This window comes from Comamonas trifloxystrobinivorans (assembly GCF_043359985.1).
Taxonomy (GTDB): Bacteria; Pseudomonadota; Gammaproteobacteria; order Burkholderiales; family Burkholderiaceae_C; genus Comamonas; species Comamonas trifloxystrobinivorans.
Map to the genome: position 1 here is coordinate 1 of NZ_JBHZGV010000003.1, position 22,094 is coordinate 22,094.

The following is a 22,094-nucleotide window of genomic DNA, read 5'->3' on the forward strand; positions in this document are numbered from 1 at the left end:
GGTTGCTCGGTGGGGTGGACGCGCCTGCGTCTGCGCTGGCCCTGGATGAGGCCTGCGGCTTTGAGGATGTTGTAGATGGTGGTTTTGCTGGGCGTGTGCCCTGCACCCCAGCGCTGCTCGAGCATGGCCATCAGCTTTTTAGGGCCAGGCTGGCCGGGCGTAGTGGTGCGCAGCTCGATGATGGCCTGGCGCTGCGCGTAGCTGATGGCAAAGCGGTTGTGCAAGGGCTTGCGGCTTTGGTCTTGCAGGCCATCTGTGCCGAGCTGGCGGTAGCGGGCAATCCATTTGTAGCCTGTCTTGCGGCTGATGCCGTAGCGCTCGCACAGCTCGCTGAGCGAGCACGTTGCACGCAGGTGGTCGGCGATGAACAGGAGTTTCTCGTCCATTGGTACGCATTCCTTCCATGGCATAGGGGGCTCCTTGGGTGCTGCCTGAAGGCAGTTTCCAAGACGTGGAGCTGTTACCTATGTCCTTGAACTAATGTGTTACCTATGAGTGTGAGTCATACCGGGCACGTTTTTTCCCCTCGCTTTTTGCCGTGCAGCAAAAAGGGAGGTCGCCCGCCGGGGCGAAATCCCGGCATCTGCGCGAAGCGCAGAGTTCCCAGCAACGGACACAGACGCTCACCGCTACGCGTCCGCAACAAACCCCACCCAGCCGCTGCGAACATTGCCACTAACGCCAGTTAGAAAAACACCTTGCGGGAGACTACAAGCCACCAGGCTCGCGCTCCCGCAATTCCGCAAAAAGCTGCTAAAGCTAAAGCGTCACTTACACGCCGACGGGCCCACCGTCGGCACGCTGAATCACCACCGTCGAGGAACGCGGCCGCACCGTCCCGCTCGGCGCCTTGGTCGCATCGCTGCTGTCGTAAGCAGGCCAGTTCACCGGGTGCTGGATGTTCAAGAAGATCGTGGTGTGGTCGGGCGTGAAAGCGAAACCGGTAATCTCGGCCTCGTTCGGGCCGACGAAGAAACGGCGCAGCTCCGCCTGGTTGGAGGCATTGATGGCGGGGCCGGTGCCCTTGGCGTCTTTGAGGGCGCCCGGAATGACGGCCAGCATCTGGTCGTTGGTGGCCTTGGCCACGGCATTGTTGCGACCACCGTCGATGCCGTTGTCGGTCTGGATCCACAGAATGCCGCGATCGTCGAAAGCCAGGCCATCGGGGCTGGCCAGCTGGTTGCTGGCGGTCAGGCCCGAGCGGTTGGTATCAGCCGCTGCGCCAGCGTCCGAGCCGAAGACAAAGATGTCCCAGCGGAAGGTGTTGGCGCCGGTGTCGTCGTGCCAGCGCACGATGTGGCCGTTGACGTTGTTCAGGCGTGGATTGGCCGGGTTGGTGCCCTTATCGGCGTTGCGGCTGGTGTTGTTGGTCAGGGTCACATACACGTCGCCATTGCTGGGGTGCACGGCGGTCCACTCGGGGCGGTCCATGGGTGTGGCGCCAACAAAGTCGGCAGCGCCGCGCGTGTTGATCAAGATGGCGTCAATGCTGCCAAAGGCTTCGCCCAGCGTCTTGCCGTCCTTTCCCTTGGTGCCGGGCACCAGCGCCAGCCATTCGCCCTTGCCGTCCGCATTGAAGCGCGCCACATACAGCGTGCCTTTGTCGAGGTACTTGTTGCCCACGGCAATGCGGTCGCTGCGCGTTGCATCCTTGGGGTCCCAGTTGGCTTCGGAGACAAAGCGGTAGACGTATTCAAAGCGCGAATCGTCACCGCAGTAGAAAGCCAGCGGCTTGCCCGCCACCGGATTGCCGTAAGCCGCGCCTTCGTGCGCAAAACGGCCCATGGCGGTGCGCTTGGTGGCAATGCTGCTCGGGTCGTAAGGATCGATCTCGACCAGGTAGCCAAAACCGTTCACCTCGTTGCGCCAGTCGTTGAGCGCGCTGGCACCGGTGGCGGTGATATTGAAACGAGCAAACTCGCCATTCTTCTCGCTGCTGTCGCCCGCAGCGGTTTCCCACTGGTAGCGGCCGGTCTTGGTGGCCACGCCGACGCGCTTTTGCGCCGCATTCACTTCGCCGGTGTTGACAAAGCATGCGGCCCAGTTCTCTTCGGCCGTGATGTAGGTGCCCCAGGGCGTGGTGCCGTTGCCGCAGTTGTTGTTGGTGCCGCGCACTTGCGAGCCATCGGTGGAGAAAGGTGTTTTCACCCAATCCGTCTTGCCCACGGGGCCGGACAGATTCATCGGCGTGGCGGAGGTGAAGCGGCGGTTGTACTTGGAGTTCTTGACGATCTCCCACTTGCCGCCTTGCTTGCGGATATGCATCACGGCCACGCCGTGGGCATTGATCTCCTTGCGCACTTCTTCGGCCGGGCGCTTGCCGCCCACGCTGGTGGGGCCGGCGGGGTGCAGCGCCTTCTCGTCGATGTACTCGTGGTTAACCACCAGCAGGCCTTCGCTGGAGCTGCCGTTGAGCGGGAAGAAGTGCATGCCGTCGTGGTGCATGCCGGTGGAGTGCAGCAGATCGTTGGAGCTGTTGTTGCCGTCTTTGCTCCAGGGCGCAGCCTGGTCGTTGAGCGGCGTGCCCCAAGCACCGAGCACCGAGGCCACGTAGCCCGCAGGCACCACGCAGGCGTCGGTCATCGAGGTGGGCAACGAGGCGAAGCCCAGCTTCAGATCGTTGTCGTCGCCACCGCCGCCGCAGGCAGACATGCTGACGCCGGCAAACATGGCCAGAGCCGAGCCCAGGCTGCCGCGCATCACCGTGCGGCGTGACAGATTCGCTTCGAGAATGGCACTGAAAGTGGGGTTGTTGGCGGTGTTGCGTACAACCTTGTCGGAAATGGACTTGCTCATGGGCGTGTCTCTCCTCGCTGAGTAGCTAGATAGTGGGGTGCGCTCAGTCTAGGAAACCCGCATGACAAGGCCATGAACAGCGTGTGACAAACCCAAGACACGGCGACCCGGCTACACCACCGGCCCGAGCAAACCGTGCTGCGCCAGCGTCTGCTGCATCTGCTCGCGCAGCCAATCGGCCACCAGCAAGGCGGCGGCTTGGTGCTGCGAGCCAGCCTGAATCAACAGGTACTGCGAGCCATCCGCCAGCCAGCCTTGCGGCGCTTGCAAAGCACCGGCTTGCACAGCGGCATCCGCCATGTAAACCGACGCCATGGCCACGCCCAAACCACTGAGCGCTGCCTGCAAGCACAGATAAAAATGCTCCAGCCACATGGCTGGCATGGCAGCCAGGCCAGCCTTGTGTGCCCGAGGTTGCAGCGCCAGCCACTGCGGCCAAGCACTGGGACGGCTGTGGCTATGCAAGGCCGTCAAAACCACGGCAGAGCGCTTGCGCGCACTGGCGAGCTGAACAAGGTGGCCGGCCAAGGCCGGGGCGGCGACCGGCCCCATGAACTCGGCAGCCAAGGCGTGCACCTGCCAATCGGGTTGCAAAGCGATGTCGTTACGGCGGATGGCCAAGTCCACCCGGTCACGCACAAAATCCACCGCACCACCGGCGGCCACCAAATGCAGCCGCAACTGCGGGTGCGCTGCCTGAAACAATGCCAAACGCGGAATCAGCCAATGCATGGCCAAGGTGGGCTCACACGACAACACCAGCGGGCCAGCCTCGGCCTTGCTGCGCACCGCCTGCACGCCTTGAGCGAGCGTCTGCAAAGCTTGTGCGCAAGCGTGCTGCAGCTCGGCGCCAGCCGCCGTCAAGTAGACGCCCCGGTTGCGCCGCTCAAACAATGCCACGCCCAGTTCTGCCTCCAACAAACGCAGTTGCTTGCTGACCGCGCCTTGGGTGACATGCAGTGCATCCGCCGCACGCACCACCGACCCAGTGCGAGCAACGGCCTCGAACACTTGCAGGCTTTTGAGCGGCGGCAGACGGTCCATATTCATTGACTTTTTCTCATTGATTTAGGAGAGAAGAAATCCATTTTCTTTTGAATCTACAGCCAACACAATCCCTGCATTCAATGACAGCTAGGAATGCATATGGAATGGTTGGCGGTTATCAGCATCACCGTGCTCGCAGTGATCAGCCCAGGGCCGGACTTTGCGATGGTGACGCGCTGCAGCCTGCTTTACGGCCGCAGCGCTGGCGTCTGGGTGGCCTGGGGCATAGCACTGGGCGTGCAAGTGCATGTGTGCTACAGCGTGCTCGGCGTGGCCTGGTTGCTGCAGCATTCTGCGGGTTGGTTCACGGCATTCAAACTGGCGGGCGCAGCCTACCTGGTGTGGATTGGCTGGCAAACGCTGCGCAGCCCCGCACTGCCAAACACCAACGACGCAGCATTGAACCAGCCTGCGCCACAGCAGCAAACCATGAGCGCATGGGCCGCGCTGCGCACCGGCTTTTTCACCAACGCCCTCAACCCCAAAACCACCTTGTTCGTGGTGAGCGTCTTCTCGCAGGTGGTGCAGCCTGGCGCCAGCTTGTGGACATCTGCCGCGTATGGCTTGTTCATCTCGGTAGCACACGGCCTGTGGTTCAGCCTGGTGGCCTGTGTGCTGGCAGCGCCCGCGATCCGCAACCGCGTGCTGCAAAAAGCACAATGGGTGAACCGAGGAATAGGAGCCATACTGATGGCCATGGGCGCCGCTCTGGCCTTGGCACGCTGAGATAAAAAAAGCTGCTGGTGCTTATGGCTAAAGCACCAGCAGCTTTGGATTTCGGTAGATGAACGCTCAGGCTTTGGCGGCTTCTGGCGCAGCGGGCAAGAGCGGATAGCGGTGCTGCAAAGACTGGTCCAGGCCAAACTCGGCCAGCAACTGCTGCAGGCGCTCGGCGGCGCTGCGCTTTTTCTGGCCGGTGTAGCGCGCCAGAATCAGCTCGTTCTTCATGCTGTGTTCCCAGCCCACCAGCTCGGTGACGGTGACCTGGTAGCCCTGGCTTTCGAGGTAGAGGCAGCGCAGCACATTGGTGATCTGGCTGCCCATCTCGCGCGTATGGATGGGGTGGCGCCACAGCTCGGCCAGCGGCGTGCGCGAGAGCGACAGCGCCTTGCTCTGGCGCAGGCAGGCTGCCACTTCGGCCTGGCAGCAAGGCACCAGCACCATGGCCTGGGCTTTTTTCTCCAGGCCGAAGGCAATTGCGTCGTCGGTTGCGGTGTCGCAGGCATGCAGCGCGGTGACGATGTCAAAGCGCTCGGGCATGGCATCGGCATGCGTGGAATCGGCCACCGACATGTTCAGAAACGCCATGCGTTCAAAAGCCAGATCGGCCGCCAGCTTTTGCGATGCCTCGACCAGCGGTGCGCGCGTTTCGATGCCGTAGATACGGCCCCGGCCCAGTTGCTTGAAGAACAGGTCGTACAGGATAAAGCCGAGGTAGGATTTGCCCGCACCATGGTCGGCCAACGTCACCGCATGTTCGTTTTGCGACAGCTCGCTCAGCAGCGGTTCGATGAACTGGTAGAGGTGGTAAACCTGCTTGAGCTTGCGGCGCGAATCCTGGTTGAGCTTGCCATCGCGCGTGAGGATGTGCAGCGCCTTGAGCAGCTCCAGCGATTGGCCGGGCTTGAGTTCCAGCTGTTGCGCGATATCGGTGGCGGCAGCCTTTTTGGCGCCCGTGGCGGCTTCGCGCTGCGCAGTATGCTTCTTCATCAATCAGCTTTCTTGTCCACGGCCTCGCCCTTGTGCGGGAAAGGGCAGCGCGGCCCAACGCCCAGATCAAGCCAGCCTTCCAGGCCGATCTGCTCGAGCGTTTCCATGTTTTTTTCGTAAATCGATTCGGCCTCGGGAAAGGCCTCGACCGCCTTGTCAATGCTGTCTTCGCGCAGCAGGTGCAAGGTAGGGTATGGCGAGCGGTTGGTGCAGTTGGTCACGTCATCCACCGTCGTGCCCTCGAACTGGAACAGAGGGTGGAACGAGGCCACTTGCAAAATACCGCCGAGCTCCAGCTCGTCGATCAGGCTGTCGGCCACTTCCAGGAAATCGTTAAAATCCAGAAAATCGTGCAGCGCATAAGGCAGGATCAAGAGCGTGGTGTCGCGCTTGTCGGGGTTGGCCTCAGCCAGCGCTTCCAGTTCGCGGTGCAGATCGTGCAGCACGCCTTCGGCGTCTTCGGCCTCGCTCACCACATAGTGGATCTGGCCTTTGACATGCACGCCCTTGGCAAACGGGCACAGGTTCAGGCCGATCACGGCTTTTTCAAGCCAGTTGACGGTATCGGCAATCGCTATCTCGGGCATAGCATCGTCATGCGCAGGCGTAGCGTGAACATTAGTCATGGCGGGTTTCCAGCTGGGTCATCGTGGGGCAAGTGAGCTGCACTTGCGGCAGTCGGCAGGCCAGTGGGCGGCCTGGGCAGCCCTGGGGCTTTGCCCCGGCGGCCTTCCGGTGTCGATGCTGCATGCGCTTCAAGCCAAATGCAGACGACGAACCGGGGCTATTGTAGCCACTGGGGCTTTCTCGGCTTTTGTGCTGCAGCAATCCGCTCCTGGCGCCAGGGACGTAGCTTTGCAGGGCAGTGCTTACTGCGGCAGCAATTGCTGGCCAGTGAGGCGCTCGTGCTGGCGCACAGCGTAGCGGTCAGTCATGCCGGCAATAAAATCCGCCACTACGCGCGCACGCGCCGCCAACGCCAAATCTTGCGCTCGCTCGGCAAAGCGCGGCTTCATCTCGGCAGGGCGCTCCAGGTAAATCGCAAACAGCTCGCGCACCACCACTTTGGCGCGGCCCGTGGTGTCGACGACTTGCGGGTGGCGGTACAGGTTTTTGAACAAAAATCGCTTGAGCAAGGCCGAGTCTTGGCGCATGGCTTCGCTGAAACCGACCAGCGGCGGCAAGGCACGCACCGCATTGGCATCGGCAGGCTGGGCAGCTTGCAAGGCAGTGTTGGTGTGGCGAATCACATCGTAAACCTGCTCACTGAGCATGCGCCGGATCGCCTCGTACAACCAGCGCCGCTGCCAGTCTGCGGCTTGCAGCTGCGGATATTCCTGCAAGGCCTCTTGCGCATAGCGGGCAAACAGGGGGATCTCCATCAGCTGCTCAACGCTTATCAGGCCCGAGCGCACGCCGTCATCCACATCGTGCGCGTTGTAGGTGATCTCGTCGGCCAGGTTTGCCAATTGCGCTTCCAGCGCCGGCTGCTGGCCGAGCAAAAAACGCTGGCCTACGCCACCGGGCTCGCGCGCTTCCAGCTTGCGGGCGTTGGCTGCGGAGCAGTGCTTCAAAATGCCTTCGCGCGTTTCAAAACACAGGTTCAGGCCACTGTAACCGGGGTAGCGCTCTTCCAGATAGTCCACCACGCGCAGGCTTTGCAGATTGTGCTCAAAGCCGCCGTAATCCTGCATGCAGGCATTGAGCGCATCTTGCCCGGCATGGCCGAACGGGGTGTGTCCTAGATCGTGCGCCAGGCAGATGGCTTCAGTCAGGTCTTCGTTGATGCGCAAGGCCCGGGCGATGGAGCGGCCGAGCTGTGCCACCTCGATCGAATGCGTGAGCCGCGTGCGAAAAAGGTCGCCTTCGTGGTTCAGAAATACCTGGGTCTTGTAGACCAGGCGACGAAACGCTGACGAGTGCACGATGCGGTCACGGTCCCGCTGAAACTCGCTGCGCGTAGGCGCCGCATCTTGCGCATGGATACGGCCCTTGCTTTGGTGCGAAAAGCAGGCATAGGGCGCAAGACCGGCTTCGGTCCAGACGGGGATTTGATCGCTTGTCGCCATGCCCTCGCCCTTTGCTGCCTGTCAGATCAACCGGCGCAGCAAGCGTCGATCACTTCGCGCACCATGGCATCGGGAGCCTCGCGCACAATGGCTTTGCCTGGGCCATCGATCAGCACAAAACGGATGGCGCCCGCCTGCGATTTTTTGTCGTGGCGCATCAGCTCCAGATAGCGGCCAGCGTTGTCTTGCTGGTCGATCACCGCGCCGCGCACGGGCAGACCAGCACGCTCAATCAGCTGGCGCAAGCGCTGCACAAAAGCGCTCTCCACCAAGCCCAGACGCAACGAGAGCTCAGCCGCCATCACCATGCCGGCGGCCACGCCTTCGCCATGCAGCCAGACGCCGTAACCCATGCCCGCCTCGATCGCGTGGCCGAAGGTGTGGCCGAAGTTGAGAATGGCGCGCAGATCGGCCTCTTTCTCGTCTTTGGATACCACATCGGCCTTGATCTCGCAGCTGCGCCGCACCGCAAAGGCCAGGGCTTTTTTGTCGCGTGCCATCAGGGCGTCGATATTGCTCTCCAGCCAGGCGAGAAAATCCATATCGGCGATGGGACCGTACTTGATCACCTCGGCCAGACCGGCGCTGAGCTCACGCACCGGCAGGGTATCGAGCGTGTCCAGGTCGCACACCACCAGCTGCGGCTGGTAGAAAGCACCAATCATGTTTTTGCCCAGCGGGTGGTTGATGCCGGTTTTACCGCCCACCGACGAATCAACTTGCGACAGCAAAGTGGTAGGCACCTGCACAAACGGCACGCCGCGCATATAGCAAGCGGCGGAAAAACCCGTTATATCGCCCACAACACCGCCGCCCAGCGCAAACAGCACGGTTTTGCGGTCAGCGCCGTTTTTCAGCAGCGTGTCAAAAACAGACTGCAGGGTCTGCCAGTTCTTGTGCTCTTCGCCATCAGGCAGTTGCAGCACTTCCACGCGCGCATAGCGCTGCAGCAGTTGGGCTTTCAGGCGTTCTGCATACAAGGGCGCCACGGTGACGTTGCTGACAATCAGCGCCAGCGAAGCCTTGGGGCAGACAGCAAAAGTCTCGGCATGCGCCATCGCGCCGCCAGAAATCACAATGGGGTAAGAGCGATCACCCAGATCGATATGAACAGTTTCGGTCACAGTGGCTAATGCAAAAGACGGCAACAAAGGCGTTGCCAGCTTTTGATTATGACGCGGATGGCGCCGCACCGGCTGGCAGCGGCACAACACCCGCCAATTCGGCCTGCATGGTGACCTTGCGCACTACCTGCGCGGTAGAGCAGCGCACGGTGTCGATGATGTAGTGCGCCGTCTCTTCATACAAGGGCGCGCGCACCGCCAGCAGATCTTTCAGGCGCTTGAGCGGATCGTCGCCCTGCAGCAAGGGGCGGTTGGTATCGTTGCGCAAACGGCGGGCAATGTCTTCGGGGCTGGATTGCAAATAAAAAACCGTGGTGTTGGCGTGCAAGACGGCACGGTTCTCTGGCCGCAGCACTGCACCGCCGCCTGTGGACAAAATGCCGATCTTGTCGCTTTGCGCCAGCTCAGCCAGCACCTGCGCCTCGGCATCGCGAAAAGCCACCTCACCCTGGCTGGCAAAAAAGTCCTTGATGCTGCAACCCAGCCGGCTCTCGAGCACCTGGTCCGAATCGACAAACTCCAGCCCCCAGTGCCGGGCAAGCTGGCGCCCAATGGTGGATTTGCCGGAGCCAGGCAGGCCGATAAAGGTGATAGCACGAGTCATGCGCGCATCGTACCTGAACTGCCAACGCTCCACTTGCGGCCCTGGCATAAAAAATGGCACCCGAAGGTGCCATTGCTGGTGTGTTTACTATCAGTTGGGGCCGACCGTGGCACCACCAGTGCCGGTGCCGGTGCCGGTTCCAGTTCCAGTTCCAGTTCCAGTTCCAGTTCCAGTTCCAGTTCCAGTTCCAGTTCCAGTTCCAGTTCCAGTTCCAGTTCCAGTTCCAGTTCCAGTTCCAGTGTCCTTGATACAGGCTGGCAGCTTAACGCTCATGGTCACTTCCTTCACAGTACCGTTGGGTGACTTGATAATAAAAATCCATACATCATCGGCAGCGCTGCCTTCTTCACGGGTACCGCTGATATCCAGAACGGTGCGGGTCGATGCTCGATCCAGCGTAGGCGAGCCATACACAATGCTTGGAGAAGCCAACTGCGTATTCGAACGTGGAGTGATCGTGGTACCTGCAGGCAGAGCAAAACCTTTTTCTGTACCGATAAACACCCGTGTCGTAGAAAGCTGGCAGGTCTTGGGATTGGTAATGGTGGGTGCCAACGACGAGACAATTACTTGTCCTGTAGTTGCAGAATAGAAATTCGCCTTAGCCACTGAAGTGACCCACAATGTCAGCGAGCCAGAAATCTTATCGCCTTGACCAGTCTGCGTGGAGAACACGATAGGCACTTCGACCCCATCTGCTGGGCGTGGGTTTTGCACCTTGTAGTCGATCGTGCAACCACCGTTGGCGGTGGTACAACCACCACGGCCGGAGCTACCTACGCTGCCATACTGAGTCACGGCAACCACAGGAACACCGTCGGCAACAGGATTGCCATTTCTATCCACCACCCGAACCGTGACCTGGGATGTGTCACCAGAAAGGTCGTAATCCAAGTTGTACTTGCTAGCAGACAAGTCGAAGCCACGCTGAGTTGCAATATCCGTAGTCACTGTCAACGTATCAGACTGTGTGCTGATGGCTCGGCCATTGACAGTTGCCTTCACAATCACCGAGGTCGGTTGTGCCTTGGAGTTTACGGATGCAAGAACCTGGCCTGAAGAGTTCGTACTGCCAGTAGACGTATTCAAGGTGACACTGTCTGCAGGTACCACCGAGAAATCCACGACCACCCCTTTAATTGGCACACCCGACGAATCAACCACGGTGAAGGTTAGAAGTGCCGTTTCTGAGCGACCATTGCCACCAGCGCCGGCCACCACAATCGACTTGTCAGCAGGATCCACTGCTGTAAAGTTAATAGCGGCTGCTGCCTTTTGCGGATCTTCCGTAACTGCATTTGTCACTGCGATGTTATGCGTCCCAGTCACGGTGACTGGATCTCCCGTCTTCTGGGGAATATTTGCAGCCGCCGTGATCTGAGTAGCACCAGTTCCGGTCAACGACGTAGCTTTAACATCAATTTCTGCCAAGCCCTTGCTGTCAGTCAGCGCGGTACCCGATGCGGGGCTAAAAGTCAGCAAGCCTGCACCATTTTCGGCGAACTTCACAATGGCGCCGCTGACGGGCTTGCCCGAAGCGTCAGCCACTGTAGCTTTGACATGCCCAGACACGTCAGATGCTGAAATAGTACTGGTGCTCGTCTCCTTGGTACCACCTCCGTTGTATAGCTGAACCGAAACGGTGCCGGTTTTAGGATCTGTCGTCCCGCCTGGTGGGGTTCCAGGATCTCCACCACCGCCACCGCAGGCCACCAAGGCCAATGGCAGCACCAATGCCAACGATTTAAAAATATTCATAAGCCCACCTCAATTAACGCAATTCACCACGATCAGAAATCATTTTTGGGGTAATGAAGACCAACATCTCTTTCTTCTCTGAAGTTCTCTTTTTATTCTTGAACAAGTTACCCATCACTGGAATATCCCCAAGCAAAGGGATTTTATTAATATTTTCACTTTCAATCAGCTCAAAAATACCACCAATCACCACGGTTCCACCATTCTCCACCAGCACTTGGGTCTTGACATGCTTGGTATCAATCGCCGGGCCACCAGTGGTTTCTTCTCCTTTGGAATCTTTGGCGATATCCAAATCCATGATGATGTTGCCCTCTGGAGTGATTTGCGGCGTCACCTCCAGCTTGAGCACAGCCTTCTTGAACTCAACCGTGGTAGCACCATTTTGCGCGGAGTTTTGGTACGGTATTTCAGTACCCTGTTCAATCAACGCTTTAGTCTGGTCTGCTGTGATGAGCCTTGGGCTGGAAACCACTTTACCCTTGCCATCCGCTTCCAGCGCCGACAACTCCAAAGACAGAAAACGGTTGGCCGCAGAGTTGAAGATCGACAGCGCGAAGGTGCCATTATTAAGGCCGGAGCCCAAGCTCGCAGCTGGTAGGTTGACAAAATTCCCTCCTACATCCACGGAGCCCCCCAAACCTGTGGTCCCCACCGCATTGCTGTAGCTGGTTCCAAATCCAACTCTGTTACCGCCACCAATCGAATAGCCGCCATCTCCGCCTTTGACTGCACGCAAATCACCACCGCCCAAGCGAACACCCAGTGAGCGTCCGAATGTATCGCTGGCTTCCACAATTCGGGCTTCAATCAACACCTGCCGCACAGGCACATCCAATGTCACCAACAGGCGGCGGAACTCTTCCAGTTTTTGCGGAATATCGGTCACAAACAATTGGTTGGTCCGTGGTTCTGCCATCGCCGAACCACGAGGGGTCAGAAACCGGTTCTGCATATTATTGCCACCACCACCACCCGAATTACTGGGGACGGTAGTGATTTGCTTGAGCAATTCGGTTGCCTTGGCGTAGTTCAGCTGGAAAGCCTGGGTTTGCACCGGCATTTTTTCTTCCAGCTTGGCAACAGCATCAAAATCCTTCTGGATACGCTCATCAATCTCATCCTTGGGTGCAATCCACAGCACCGTCCCCGCCTTGCGCATGCCCAGACCTTTGGAATCCAGAATGATTTGCAGCGCCTGGTCCCAAGGCACATCTTTCAGGCGCAGCGTCAAAGAACCATTCACCGTGTCCGAGGTGACGATATTGAAGTTGGTGAAATCTGCAATCACCTGCAGCAAGGAGCGCACTTCAATATTTTGGAAGCTCAAAGACAGCTTTTCACCAGTAAAGCTGCCGCCCGAGCCCAGCTTGTTAGGATCAGATTTGCGCTGACGCACTTCCACCACAAACTGGTTGTCGCTTTGGTAGGCGGAATGCTCCCATTCACCGGTATTGCTCAAATCGACGAAACTGGTTCCCCCCGCTTGCCGAGAAGAGATCAAGCGCACCGGGGTGCCAAAGTCACCCACATCCAGTTTGCGACGCAAGCCCTCAGGCAAGGTCGTGTGCTGCAATTCCAGCGTCAGCCCATCCGAGCGCTTGGTGATGTTCACACCCACCTTGTTATTAGGCAGAGCAATGATCAACCGGCCTGCACCATCACTGCCACGGCGGAAATCCACATCCGACAAGGGCTGCGAATAGGCATTGCCATCCGCAGCAAACTGCTGGTCTTGTTGATTGACGGCGACTGGCTTGACAGCCGGTTGAATCGCGATCAACAAATCCTGGCCACTGACTTCGGTCTTGTAGGTGGTGCTTTCCTTGAGGTTCAGCACCAAACGCGCCTTGGTGTCAGTCTCGACCACATTGACCGAGCGCAGGTTGCCCTGGTTCAGCTCCATGCGATTGTTGGGCAGTGCGCTCTTGAAGCCTGGCAGATCCAAAACCACCCGGGCGGGAGACTGGATGCTGAAGGTTTCAGGCAGTACGAGTGGAGCCCCCTCCGTCTCGATTTTCACCAGCTCCATGCCATCGCGCACCAGCGTCGACACCTTGTTGATTTTGCCTTGCGCCATGGCCAGCGCCGGCAGCAAACAAGCCGCCAAAGGAATCAAAAGAGTGAATTTTTTCATTTTTTGGCCTCCTGCAGCTCTAGCACTGCATCTCTCTCTACCCACTCACCCACACCATCTTGAACAATTTCACGCATAGTGATTGAGCTCTCGTTGATATTTTTGATCTTGCCGTAGTTCTGCCCCATGTACATCCCCTGGCTGACTTGGTAGATCAATCCATCGACCTTGATCAGAGCAACATTGGCACTGCCTTTTTTCAAAAATCCCACCATGGAAATACTATCCAAGGGGAAAGACTCCAGCTGCTCTTTGCGCCGCAGGCGTTCCTTGGCGACCAGTGCATCCGAGAATGTTGCGGGTGCAGTGCTGCTGCCACCCAGCACTGCTGCCAAACGCTCCTTGCTGAAGGGATCCAGCGTAGATGCAGTGACATAGGCCTGCGGCACAAATTCTTTGGGCGGGCTGATAGGCTTGACCGAGGGTCTTGCTGCCGCCTGCTGCTCCTGCATCCACTGGTTGAGGTTGTCGCCTTCATCTTCACAGGCGGACAAGGACATGGCGACCAAGGTACAAGCAATAATTTTGACTATATTTCTCATACCCCTCCCTTATTTCTTTTTGGCTTTGGCATCCGCCTGCTCTTTCAGCTCTTGCGGATCCAGATAGCGGAAGGTTCTTGCGGTTGCGTCTAGCACCAAGGTGGGGCTTTCCTTGCTGGCCGGCGAAAGGCTCATATTGTTGAGTGTCACAATCCGGGACAGATTGGCGATATCTGCCGCAAAAAAACCAATGTCGTGGTACTTGCCGTTGACCTTGAGCGAAATAGGCAACTCGGCGTAGTAATCCTTGACCACCGTCTGCCCCGGTTTGAACAGGTCAAATTGCAGACTCCGACCAATACCCGCCTGGTTGATATCAGACAGCAACGCAGCCATTTCAGCCTTGCTCGGCAACTGCTTTTCCAACTGCGTCACGTACTGCTGCACTTGCTCGCGCTGTTTGCGCAGCGGCTCCAAGTTCACCGCCTTGCGCAAGCGGGTTTTGTAGTCCTCTTTGAGCTGTAGCTCTTTGTTTTGCGAGGTAGTCAACTCCTCGTCAAAGCTGTTCAGGTACAGGAACCAGCCCAGCGCAGCAACCGCCGCAGCGATAACCAGCAGCAACATCCACCGTGGTGCAGCAGGCCACAGCGACGGATCTTTGGGGTCCAGATTTTGGAACTGCCTTTGCAGGCTATTGAAACCCTCTCCCAACTGGATATTTTTTTTCGATGCCATACCAGTTCCTATTTCTTTTTCTCGCCAGCAGCGGCAGGTTCCATTTCGCTGGAACGCACCAAGCGGAACCGAAGGTTAAAGCTCGATACGCGCTTTTTCTCCTTAGCATTGATCTGGGTGGTGGTTCCCACCACTTCCACCAGCTCTGGCTTGGACAACCATGGCGTTTTGGTGGCCAGACTGTTGAGCAACTCGGACACCCGCTCATTGGACTGCGCGATACCCTGGATTTGCACCGTCTGGTCTTGCTGCTTGAGGCTTTCGACATACACGCCATCGGGCAGCTGCACCACCAGCTCGTTGAGCAGGTGCACGGGCAGATTACGGTCTGACTGCAGGTCTTCCACCGCTTTCTGACGGGCCTTCAGTGCTTCAATTTCTGCGTCGATCTTCGCAACGTCAGCAATTTTTGCATCCAGCGCCTTGATCTCGTTGGTCAACGTCGTATTGCGTTGTTCTTGCTGGTCTATCCGGTACTGGTAATACAAATAGATGGCGCCACAAATGGCAGCGCCTGCCATGGCCGCCGCCAGCATGGAGACCTGAAAGCTCTCTTTGCGTTTCTTGCGCGCAAGCTCGCGGTGGGGAAGCAGGTTGATCAAGATCATTCTGCATACCTCCGCAAGGCCAGACCACAGGCGGTCAGATAGGTGGAGAAATCCTTGCTTTTGCTGCGCGAACGCACCACCGCTTCCATCACCATGTCTTCAAATGGATTGGCCACCGAGGTAGCAAAACCGGTGGCATCAATCACCTCATCGGCCAAGCCGCTGATCACGGCCGAGCCGCCAGCGAGCAAGATGTGGTCAATGCGGTTGTGAGGAGTGCTGGTAAAGAAAAACTGCAAGGCACGGTTGATTTCCTGCCCCACGCTTTCGACAAAAGGCTTGAGCACGATGGCTTTGTAATCCGTCGGCAAATCGTTGTTGCGTTTTTTCTGCTCGGCCTCTTCTTGCGAAAAGCCGTATTGGCGCATGATCATTTGCGTGAGCTGGCCACCGTTGAAAGATTGGTCACGCTCATAGATCACCTCGTTGTTGTAGATAATCTGCAGGAACGAGGCATTGCCGCCAATTTCAAAAATGGCGATAAAGGCATCTTTGCCTTTGCTCGGCATGTTGGAGATCAAGCGCCGCGCAGCCAAGGCAGTCGCATTGGATTCAATCTCCAGCACTGCAGGCTTGAGACCAGCCGCTTCTGCCAGACCTTGGCGGTCTTGCACGGTTTCCTTGCGGGCCGCAGCGATAAGCACATCCACATCGCCTACCGAATTGGCCGAGGGGCCAATCACGCAGAAATCCAGATTCACCTCATCGAGCGAAAAAGGAATGTACTGATTGGCTTCGGATTCGACCTGGAACTCCATTTCCAGCTCGGACAGGCCCGACGGCAGCACGATCTTCTTTTGAATGACCGCAGACAGTGGCAGCGCCAAAGCAGCTTGCTTGGTGCGTGTACCACTTTTTTTGACCAAGCGACGCAACGAATCGGCCACCTCGTCAAAACGCTCAATGCCTGACTCGGTCACCCAGCCAGGCTCCAGAAGTTCTTGGGCACAGCGCTCAACCACATATTGACCGCCGCCCGTCCTCCCCAGCTCTACCAACTTGATGCTCGACGCGCTCACATCAATGCCCAACAGGCTTGGTGGCTGGCGTCGGAACAAAGATCCCATTGAGACCAAGATGGGCTCCTCCCTTATTTGCTCTATATTGAGCTACAAAACTTAACACCCTCTATGGATGCTATCAGCAAGATAGCCGTGCGGCAAAGCACGACGTGATCTGCGCTTCAATTCGTTGTCAAAACAATACGATACAAGGCATTCATTGATCTTTGCATGACATTTCGCCCTGTCTAAACTGCGCCCCCTCCCGTAAGCGCAGCCATGGTCCGCGTGATAGCATTCTCGGCTTATGCAAGCCTTCACAGACTGTCTGTCCCAATGAATCCAGACGCACCGCTCTCACGCAGAACCCCAGAAAAGCCACAGCCCAAGCCCTCCAGCCTGGGCAAGAAGATTTTCAAGTTTTTTGCTGGCCTGATGGCCCTGCTGATTGCATTTGCGATTGCAGCAGTGGTGGTCGTCGGCGTGGGCCTGGCCATGGCCTACCCGAATTTGCCCGATGTTTCCGAGCTGGCCGACTACAAGCCGAAACTGCCCATGCGAGTCTACTCGTCAGAAGGGGCCTTGCTGGGCGAATTTGGTGAAGAGCGTCGAAATTTGACGCCCATCAAAGAGATTCCGCAGCTGATGGTGAATGCGGTGTTGGCTATCGAAGACACCCGTTTTTTTGAGCACAACGGCGTCGACTACAAAGGCCTGGCGCGCGCCTTGCTCGCAAACCTGGGGCGCGAAAAAGCCCAAGGCGCCTCCACCATCACCATGCAGGTAGCGCGCAATGTCTACCTGTCTTCCGAAAAAACCTATACCCGCAAGATCTATGAAATCTTGCTGACGCTCAAGCTCGAGCACACGCTGAGCAAAAACCAGATTCTGGAAATCTACATGAACCAGATCTACCTGGGCAACCGCGCCTATGGTTTCTCTGCCGCAGCCGAAACCTACTTTGGCAAACCACTGAAGGACGTGACGGTGGCAGAAGCCGCCATGCTGGCGGGCCTGCCCAAAGCGCCCTCGGCCTATAACCCGGTCAGCAACCCAAAGCGCGCCAAGATTCGCCAGCTCTACATCATCGATCGCATGGAGGAAAACGGCTTTATCACCAAGGCGCAAGCGGACCAAGGGCGCATCGACGCGGAAAAACCACGCATTCGTCCCAGCTCTGCAGACAGCAAAGTCCACGCCGAATACGTGGCAGAAATGGCACGCCAACTGATCTTTGCGCAGTATGGCAACGAGGCCTATACCCGAGGCCTGAACGTGTACACGACGCTGATCGCCAGCGATCAGGAGGTCGCCTACGAAGCCTTGCGCAAAGGCATCATGGATTACGAAAAGCGCCAGCACTACCGTGGCCCCGAGAAGTTCATCAACCTACCCAAGACCGGCCAGGAACGCGATGATGCGATTGACGAAGTGCTGGCCCAGCACCCCGACAACGGCAATGTGCTCGCCGCCGTGGTGCTGGAGGCATCGCCCCGCAAGGTGGTGGTGATACGTGCCGATGGCGACCCGATCGACATCACTGGCGACGGCCTCAAACCTGTTCAATCGGGCTTGAGCGACAAAGCACCGCCCAACATCAAGCTGCGCCCCGGCGCCGTGGTACGGATCATGGAAACCAGCAAAAAGACCTGGGAGCTGACCCAGCTGCCCGAAGTGGAAGGCGCCTTTGTTTCGCTGGACCCGCGCACCGGCGCTCTCAAAGCATTGGTGGGTGGTTTTGATTTCGACAAGAACAAGTTCAACCACGTCACCCAGGCTTGGCGCCAGCCGGGCTCCAGCTTCAAGCCCTTTATCTACTCGGCCGCGCTGGAAAAAGGCTTCAGCCCGGCCACCGTGATCAACGACGCTCCGCTGTCCTTCCCCGGCTCGGGCGGCCAGCAGCCCTGGGAGCCCAAAAACTCCGACGGCCGCTTTGATGGCCCGATGACCATGCGCCAGGCCCTGGCCCGCTCGAAGAATCTGGTAACGATCCGCGTCATGCAGTCGGTAGGCCCGAAGAAGGCCCAGGAATGGGTGACCAAGTTCGGCTTTGATGCCGAAAAACACCCGCCCTACCTGCCCATGGCCTTGGGCGCCGGTGCCGTAACGCCCATGCAGATGGCCGCAGGCTATTCGGTGTTTGCCAACGGCGGCCACCGCGTGAACCCGTATTTGATCGCGAAGATCACCGACCACCGGGGCAACGTGCTGTCCGAATTTACGCCGCCTGCAGTGGAAGACTTGCCACGTGCCGTCGATGCACGCAATGCCTTTGTGATGGATTCGCTGCTGCAAGATGTGGCGCGCTACGGCACCGCCGCCAAGGCGCAAGCCCAGCTCAAGCGCCCCGATATCTACGGCAAAACCGGTACCACCAACGATTCGGTCGACGCCTGGTTTGCCGGCTTCCAGCCCACCAATGCAGCCGTGGTGTGGATGGGTTACGACAACCCACGCAGCCTGGGCGCACGCGAGTTTGGCGGCGGCCTGAGCCTGCCCATCTGGATCAGCTACATGCAGCACGCACTCAAGGGCGTACCTGTGGCGCAGATGACGCCGCCAGGCGGCCTGGTGAACATGGGCGGCGAGTGGTATTACGAGGAATACGCTCGCAGCGCCCCCAACCTGGGCCTGGACACCCCCATCCCTGGCGCCACCTCTCCCGTGCCGGCACCCAATGCCGAAGAGCGCAACAAGATCTTGGATCTGTTCCGCGACTGAGTCCGCCCCAAACCTCAAAACAAAGAGCCCCGCAGTCTGCACTGCGGGGCTCTTTGCTTCAGGCCTCTCCAGACCGAGCCTGGAGCGGCACTTGTTTACACCCGGAAGACCAATGCCATGCCCGCTTGCGCGCTGGCATCGCGACTCAGGTCGGCATAAAAATCATTGCCGGTTTTGGTGTCGCGCCAGTTCTGTCCATCGAACTTGTAGTGGTAACCGCCCGATTTGGCGGCCATCCACACCTCGTGCAAAGGCGGCTGCAGATTGATAATGATCTGGCTGCGGTTAGCGAAAGTGAGCGTTACCATACCACCCACACGCTGGGCGTCGATATCGGCTTCGGTCTCATCGTTGATGCGGTCGCAGCTTTGCTCCACCGCCAGCAGCAGCTCCTCGGCCGTGTCCAGGTATTCAAGTTCGGTCATTACAATAGTTCTATGCGGAGTATTTCTCAAATTGTATGCAGGACGATTGTCCTTGCCAGCGGTGCGGCAGTCTTGGTGGCCTGCGGCCAAAAAGGCCCGCTCTACCTGCCCCAGGACCCGGCAGCGGCCAATCGCGCCACCTTACCCCAAACGCTGGACCCGCGCACGGATACGCCAGAACTCGTCATGCAGCCAGCCCCTGCTCGCCCAGAGCAAAAACAGTAGCAGCAAATGCTCACCAGCAAAGCTTGGCAAGTCGCCCAGGCTCATTAGCCCTCTGCTTGAGTTACATCAAGCCTCCGCCATTCACACGCAGTTACAGTCGCGTGTTGCTAACTAATTGGTAGAAGAGATGGCTTTGGAACCCGTGGAGCTGTACCGCGACGATCAGCACGCCTGTCTGATGTTCACCGACCTCGTCGAGGAGGACGCGCAGGCCGTGCAAGCCAACCAGTTCCTGATCGTCGACCATGGCACCGGCGCCATCATCGACCCGGGCGGTAACCTGGCCTTCAACGAGCTGTACATGGGCATGGTGCGCCACTTCGCGCCCCACAAGCTCTCGTACCTGATCGCCTCACACGCGGATCCGGACATCATCGCCTCGCTCGACCGCTGGCTCACCTCCACCAAGGCATCGCTGGTCATCTCCCGTGTGTGGGAGCGTTTTGTGCCGCACTTCACCAAGGTGGGCAAAACCGAGAACCGCGTCATCGGCGTGCAAGATGCCGGGGGCATTTTGCCGCTGGGCCAAAGCCAATTGCACATCTTGCCTGCGCACTTCATGCATGCAGAAGGCAATTTCCACTTCTACGATCCGATCAGCCGCATTCTCTTTACCGGCGACCTGGGTGTCTCGCTCACCGATGGCTATCTCGCCCGCAAGCCCGTCACCGATCTGGCGCCGCATATCCCTCTCATGGAAGGCTTCCATCGCCGCTACATGGTGTCCAACAAAGTGCTGCGCCTGTGGGTGGCCATGGCGCGCCAGCTCGATATTTCGCTGATCGTGCCGCAGCATGGCGCGCCCATCATGGGCAAGGCGATTGCGCAGTTTTTCGACTGGCTCGATCACCTGATGTGTGGTATCGACCTGATGGACAACCAGAGCTACAGCCTGCCGCAAACGCCAATCTCGCCTCTGCCCGTCAAGGCTTAGGCGCAGTTTGCCCGGGTCGCCGCACTGCTTCTACCCGCTTGCGGCGCCTTGTCCACAGCACACGCGCCAGCAGCAATGCCGCCAAGATACCGCCGTACAGCCAGACCTCGCCAAACTGCTGTTTTCCGGTTCGCATCCAGAAAAAGTGCAGCACCGCCAAGACCGCCACCGCATACACGCTGCGGTGCAACTGCTGCCAGCGCTTACCGCCCATGCGCCGTAGCAATGCCGGCACCGAAGTAACAGCCAGGGCCAGCAAAAGTAGCCAGGCCAAACTGCCTACCAGGATGAAGGGGCGCTTGGGCAGATCCGCCACAATGGCCACCCAATCCAACCCCATGTCGAAAACCAGATACGCCAGCCAATGCAGGCTCGCGTAGAAGAAGGTGTAAAGCCCCAGCATGCGCCGGTATGCCGCCAGTTGCGGCCAATGGAGCCACTGCCGCAGTGGCGTAATGGCTAGCGCCAAGCACAGAAAGCGCAAAGCCCATTCACCCAGCGAGCGCAACAAAGCCTCTGCAGGATTGGCCCCCAGCCCATCGCTGGCGGCCAGATAAAAAAGCCAAGCGGCAGGCGCGCAGCACAGCAGGTGCAAGGCCAGGCGCAGCAGCTTTTTGCCAATGGTGGTTTGCATGGGTTGTAGACGCTAACGCAGCACACGCTGCGGTTGTTGCTTTAAAAGTTTTTCTTCAAATCCATGCCGGCATACAGCTGGCCGACCTGCGCTTCGTAACCGTTGAACAACAAGGTTTTATGCCGCTTGGCAAACAGGCCGCCTTCGCCAATGCGGCGTTCGGTTTCCTGGCTCCAGCGCGGGTGCGGCACGCTGGGGTTCACGTTGGAGTAAAAGCCGTATTCGTTGCGTGCCGCCTTGTTCCAGGCTGTGCCCGGCTCTTTCTCGGTCAGGCGGATAGTGACGATACTCTTGGCGCTTTTGAAGCCGTATTTCCACGGCACCACCAGGCGCAGCGGCGCGCCGTTTTGCTTGGGCAGCTCGTTGCCATACATGCCGAAGGCCAGCAGCGTGAGCGGGTGCATGGCCTCGTCGAGACGCAAGCCTTCGGTGTAGGGCCAGTCGAGCACCCGGCTTTTCAGGCCAGGCATTTGCTTGTCATCGGCCAAGGTCACGAACTCCACATATTTGGCGCTGCCTTGTGGTTCAACCTGGGCCAGCAATTTGGCGAGCGAATAGCCGATCCAGGGAATCACCATCGACCAGCCTTCCACACAGCGCAAGCGGTAAATGCGCTCTTCCTGGGCGCTGAGCTTGAGCAGTTGCTCGATGTCGAAAGTTTTGGGCTTGTTCACCAGGCCTTCTACCCGCAGCGTCCAGGGCCGCGTTTTCAGGCTCGGCGCATTGCGCATTGGATCGTCTTTTTCCAGCCCGAATTCGTAATAGTTGTTGTAGCTGCGCGCATCCGTATACGGCGTCAGCGTTTCCATGGTCACCGCGCCCGGCACGGTGGACTTGCTTGCTTCCAGAGGCGCGAGGCCAGCCACCGCATTTTTGCTCTGAGCCAGCGCGCCACCAGCCGAAGCCAAGAAGCCGCTGGCCGCCGCCATTTGCAGCCATTGGCGCCGCCCCCAATACGCTGCCTCGGGCGTGATCTCGCTGCTGCGCGGGTGAATGAATCCGGTGTGGTCGTTGCGTATCAGCATGCTGTGGTCCTTCCTGCAGGCCCGTTGGAGTGTGCCCAGAATACAAAATTCCCAGCATA

The 22,094-nt window shown here is 58.6% G+C and carries 21 protein-coding genes; 4 read left to right on the forward strand and 17 right to left on the reverse strand.

All coding sequences use genetic code 11. The features are described from left to right. The 3 genes from ACFIQF_RS03310 to ACFIQF_RS03320 form a co-directional block, all read right to left on the reverse strand. Positions 1–386 (reverse strand): helix-turn-helix domain-containing protein (locus ACFIQF_RS03310; protein ID WP_393940027.1); only part of this gene is annotated, 386 nt, incomplete at its 3' end. A gap of 385 nt (positions 387–771) precedes the next feature. Continuing rightward, positions 772–2,796, reverse strand: a complete 2,025-nt coding sequence (locus ACFIQF_RS03315) for a PhoX family protein (RefSeq protein ID WP_393940028.1) — start codon at positions 2,794–2,796, stop codon at positions 772–774. A gap of 111 nt (positions 2,797–2,907) precedes the next feature. Next, complete coding sequence (locus tag ACFIQF_RS03320) at positions 2,908–3,846, reverse strand: LysR substrate-binding domain-containing protein (RefSeq protein WP_393940029.1); 939 nt, start codon at positions 3,844–3,846, stop codon at positions 2,908–2,910. 96 nt (positions 3,847–3,942) lie between these two features. Here ACFIQF_RS03320 and ACFIQF_RS03325 point away from each other — a divergent pair, with 96 nt between their 5' ends. Beyond that, positions 3,943–4,569: a LysE family translocator gene (locus ACFIQF_RS03325; RefSeq protein ID WP_393940031.1), complete on the forward strand. Its 627-nt coding sequence runs from the start codon at positions 3,943–3,945 to the stop codon at positions 4,567–4,569. A gap of 66 nt (positions 4,570–4,635) precedes the next feature. Here ACFIQF_RS03325 and ACFIQF_RS03330 read toward each other — a convergent pair whose 3' ends face one another. The 11 genes from ACFIQF_RS03330 to ACFIQF_RS03380 all read right to left on the reverse strand — a co-directional run bounded on the left by ACFIQF_RS03330 (position 4,636) and on the right by ACFIQF_RS03380 (position 16,146). Next, positions 4,636–5,553, reverse strand: coding sequence for a class I SAM-dependent methyltransferase (locus ACFIQF_RS03330; RefSeq protein ID WP_393940033.1), 918 nt, complete (start codon positions 5,551–5,553; stop codon positions 4,636–4,638). Then, complete coding sequence (locus ACFIQF_RS03335) at positions 5,553–6,179, reverse strand: DUF1415 domain-containing protein (RefSeq protein ID WP_393940034.1); 627 nt, start codon at positions 6,177–6,179, stop codon at positions 5,553–5,555. The genes ACFIQF_RS03330 and ACFIQF_RS03335 overlap by 1 nt, the downstream gene beginning before the upstream one ends. Before the next feature lie 243 nt (positions 6,180–6,422). After that, entirely contained in the window at positions 6,423–7,622 is a 1,200-nt protein-coding gene (locus ACFIQF_RS03340; RefSeq protein ID WP_393940035.1) for a deoxyguanosinetriphosphate triphosphohydrolase, read from the reverse strand. A gap of 26 nt (positions 7,623–7,648) precedes the next feature. Continuing rightward, complete coding sequence (gene aroB, locus ACFIQF_RS03345) at positions 7,649–8,746, reverse strand: 3-dehydroquinate synthase (protein ID WP_393940037.1); 1,098 nt, start codon at positions 8,744–8,746, stop codon at positions 7,649–7,651. Positions 8,747–8,792: 46 nt separating this feature from the next. Continuing rightward, a complete protein-coding gene (locus tag ACFIQF_RS03350; protein ID WP_393940038.1) occupies positions 8,793–9,350 on the reverse strand; it encodes a shikimate kinase in 558 nt (185 codons plus the stop codon). Between the two features lie 90 nt (positions 9,351–9,440). Continuing rightward, positions 9,441–11,108, reverse strand: coding sequence for an Ig-like domain-containing protein (locus ACFIQF_RS03355; RefSeq protein WP_393940040.1), 1,668 nt, complete (start codon positions 11,106–11,108; stop codon positions 9,441–9,443). A 13-nt stretch (positions 11,109–11,121) separates the two neighbouring features. Next, a complete protein-coding gene (locus ACFIQF_RS03360) occupies positions 11,122–13,245 on the reverse strand; it encodes a type IV pilus secretin PilQ (protein ID WP_393940042.1) in 2,124 nt (707 codons plus the stop codon). Next, the gene (locus tag ACFIQF_RS03365) at positions 13,242–13,787 is read right to left on the reverse strand and encodes a pilus assembly protein PilP (RefSeq protein ID WP_393940044.1); all 546 of its coding nucleotides are present in this window, start codon (positions 13,785–13,787) and stop codon (positions 13,242–13,244) included. Before ACFIQF_RS03365 ends, ACFIQF_RS03360 begins: the two co-directional genes overlap by 4 nt. A 9-nt stretch (positions 13,788–13,796) precedes the next feature. Next, the gene (locus ACFIQF_RS03370; protein ID WP_393940046.1) at positions 13,797–14,462 is read right to left on the reverse strand and encodes a type IV pilus inner membrane component PilO; all 666 of its coding nucleotides are present in this window, start codon (positions 14,460–14,462) and stop codon (positions 13,797–13,799) included. Positions 14,463–14,470: 8 nt separating this feature from the next. Beyond that, positions 14,471–15,070, reverse strand: coding sequence for a PilN domain-containing protein (locus ACFIQF_RS03375; RefSeq protein ID WP_393940048.1), 600 nt, complete (start codon positions 15,068–15,070; stop codon positions 14,471–14,473). Further along, the gene (locus tag ACFIQF_RS03380) at positions 15,067–16,146 is read right to left on the reverse strand and encodes a pilus assembly protein PilM (protein WP_393940049.1); all 1,080 of its coding nucleotides are present in this window, start codon (positions 16,144–16,146) and stop codon (positions 15,067–15,069) included. Before ACFIQF_RS03380 ends, ACFIQF_RS03375 begins: the two co-directional genes overlap by 4 nt. A 360-nt stretch (positions 16,147–16,506) precedes the next feature. On the opposite strand from ACFIQF_RS03380, the gene ACFIQF_RS03385 reads away from it, so the two are divergent. Further along, the gene (locus ACFIQF_RS03385; protein WP_393940674.1) at positions 16,507–18,792 is read left to right on the forward strand and encodes a penicillin-binding protein 1A; all 2,286 of its coding nucleotides are present in this window, start codon (positions 16,507–16,509) and stop codon (positions 18,790–18,792) included. Between the two features lie 95 nt (positions 18,793–18,887). Here the strand turns inward: ACFIQF_RS03385 and cyaY are convergent, their stop codons facing one another. Next, positions 18,888–19,217 carry an iron donor protein CyaY gene (gene cyaY, locus ACFIQF_RS03390; protein ID WP_393940051.1) on the reverse strand — a complete coding sequence of 110 codons (330 nt, stop codon included), beginning with the start codon at positions 19,215–19,217 and terminating at the stop codon, positions 18,888–18,890. Positions 19,218–19,229: 12 nt separating this feature from the next. Between cyaY and lptM the strand changes: the two genes are divergently transcribed. Together lptM and ACFIQF_RS03400 are read left to right on the forward strand one after the other, a co-directional pair. Beyond that, positions 19,230–19,442 (forward strand): LPS translocon maturation chaperone LptM, encoded by a 213-nt coding sequence (gene lptM / locus ACFIQF_RS03395; protein WP_393940052.1) that lies wholly within the window; start codon positions 19,230–19,232, stop codon positions 19,440–19,442. 127 nt (positions 19,443–19,569) lie between these two features. After that, positions 19,570–20,376: an oxygen-binding di-iron domain-containing protein gene (locus ACFIQF_RS03400; protein WP_393940054.1), complete on the forward strand. Its 807-nt coding sequence runs from the start codon at positions 19,570–19,572 to the stop codon at positions 20,374–20,376. Here ACFIQF_RS03400 and msrQ read toward each other — a convergent pair. Both msrQ and msrP read right to left on the reverse strand, forming a co-directional pair. Further along, positions 20,366–21,010 (reverse strand): protein-methionine-sulfoxide reductase heme-binding subunit MsrQ, encoded by a 645-nt coding sequence (gene msrQ, locus ACFIQF_RS03405; protein WP_393940055.1) that lies wholly within the window; start codon positions 21,008–21,010, stop codon positions 20,366–20,368. The genes ACFIQF_RS03400 and msrQ overlap by 11 nt on opposite strands. 41 nt (positions 21,011–21,051) lie before the next feature. After that, a complete protein-coding gene (gene msrP / locus ACFIQF_RS03410) occupies positions 21,052–22,035 on the reverse strand; it encodes a protein-methionine-sulfoxide reductase catalytic subunit MsrP (RefSeq protein ID WP_393940057.1) in 984 nt (327 codons plus the stop codon). Positions 22,036–22,094 lie beyond the last annotated feature (59 nt).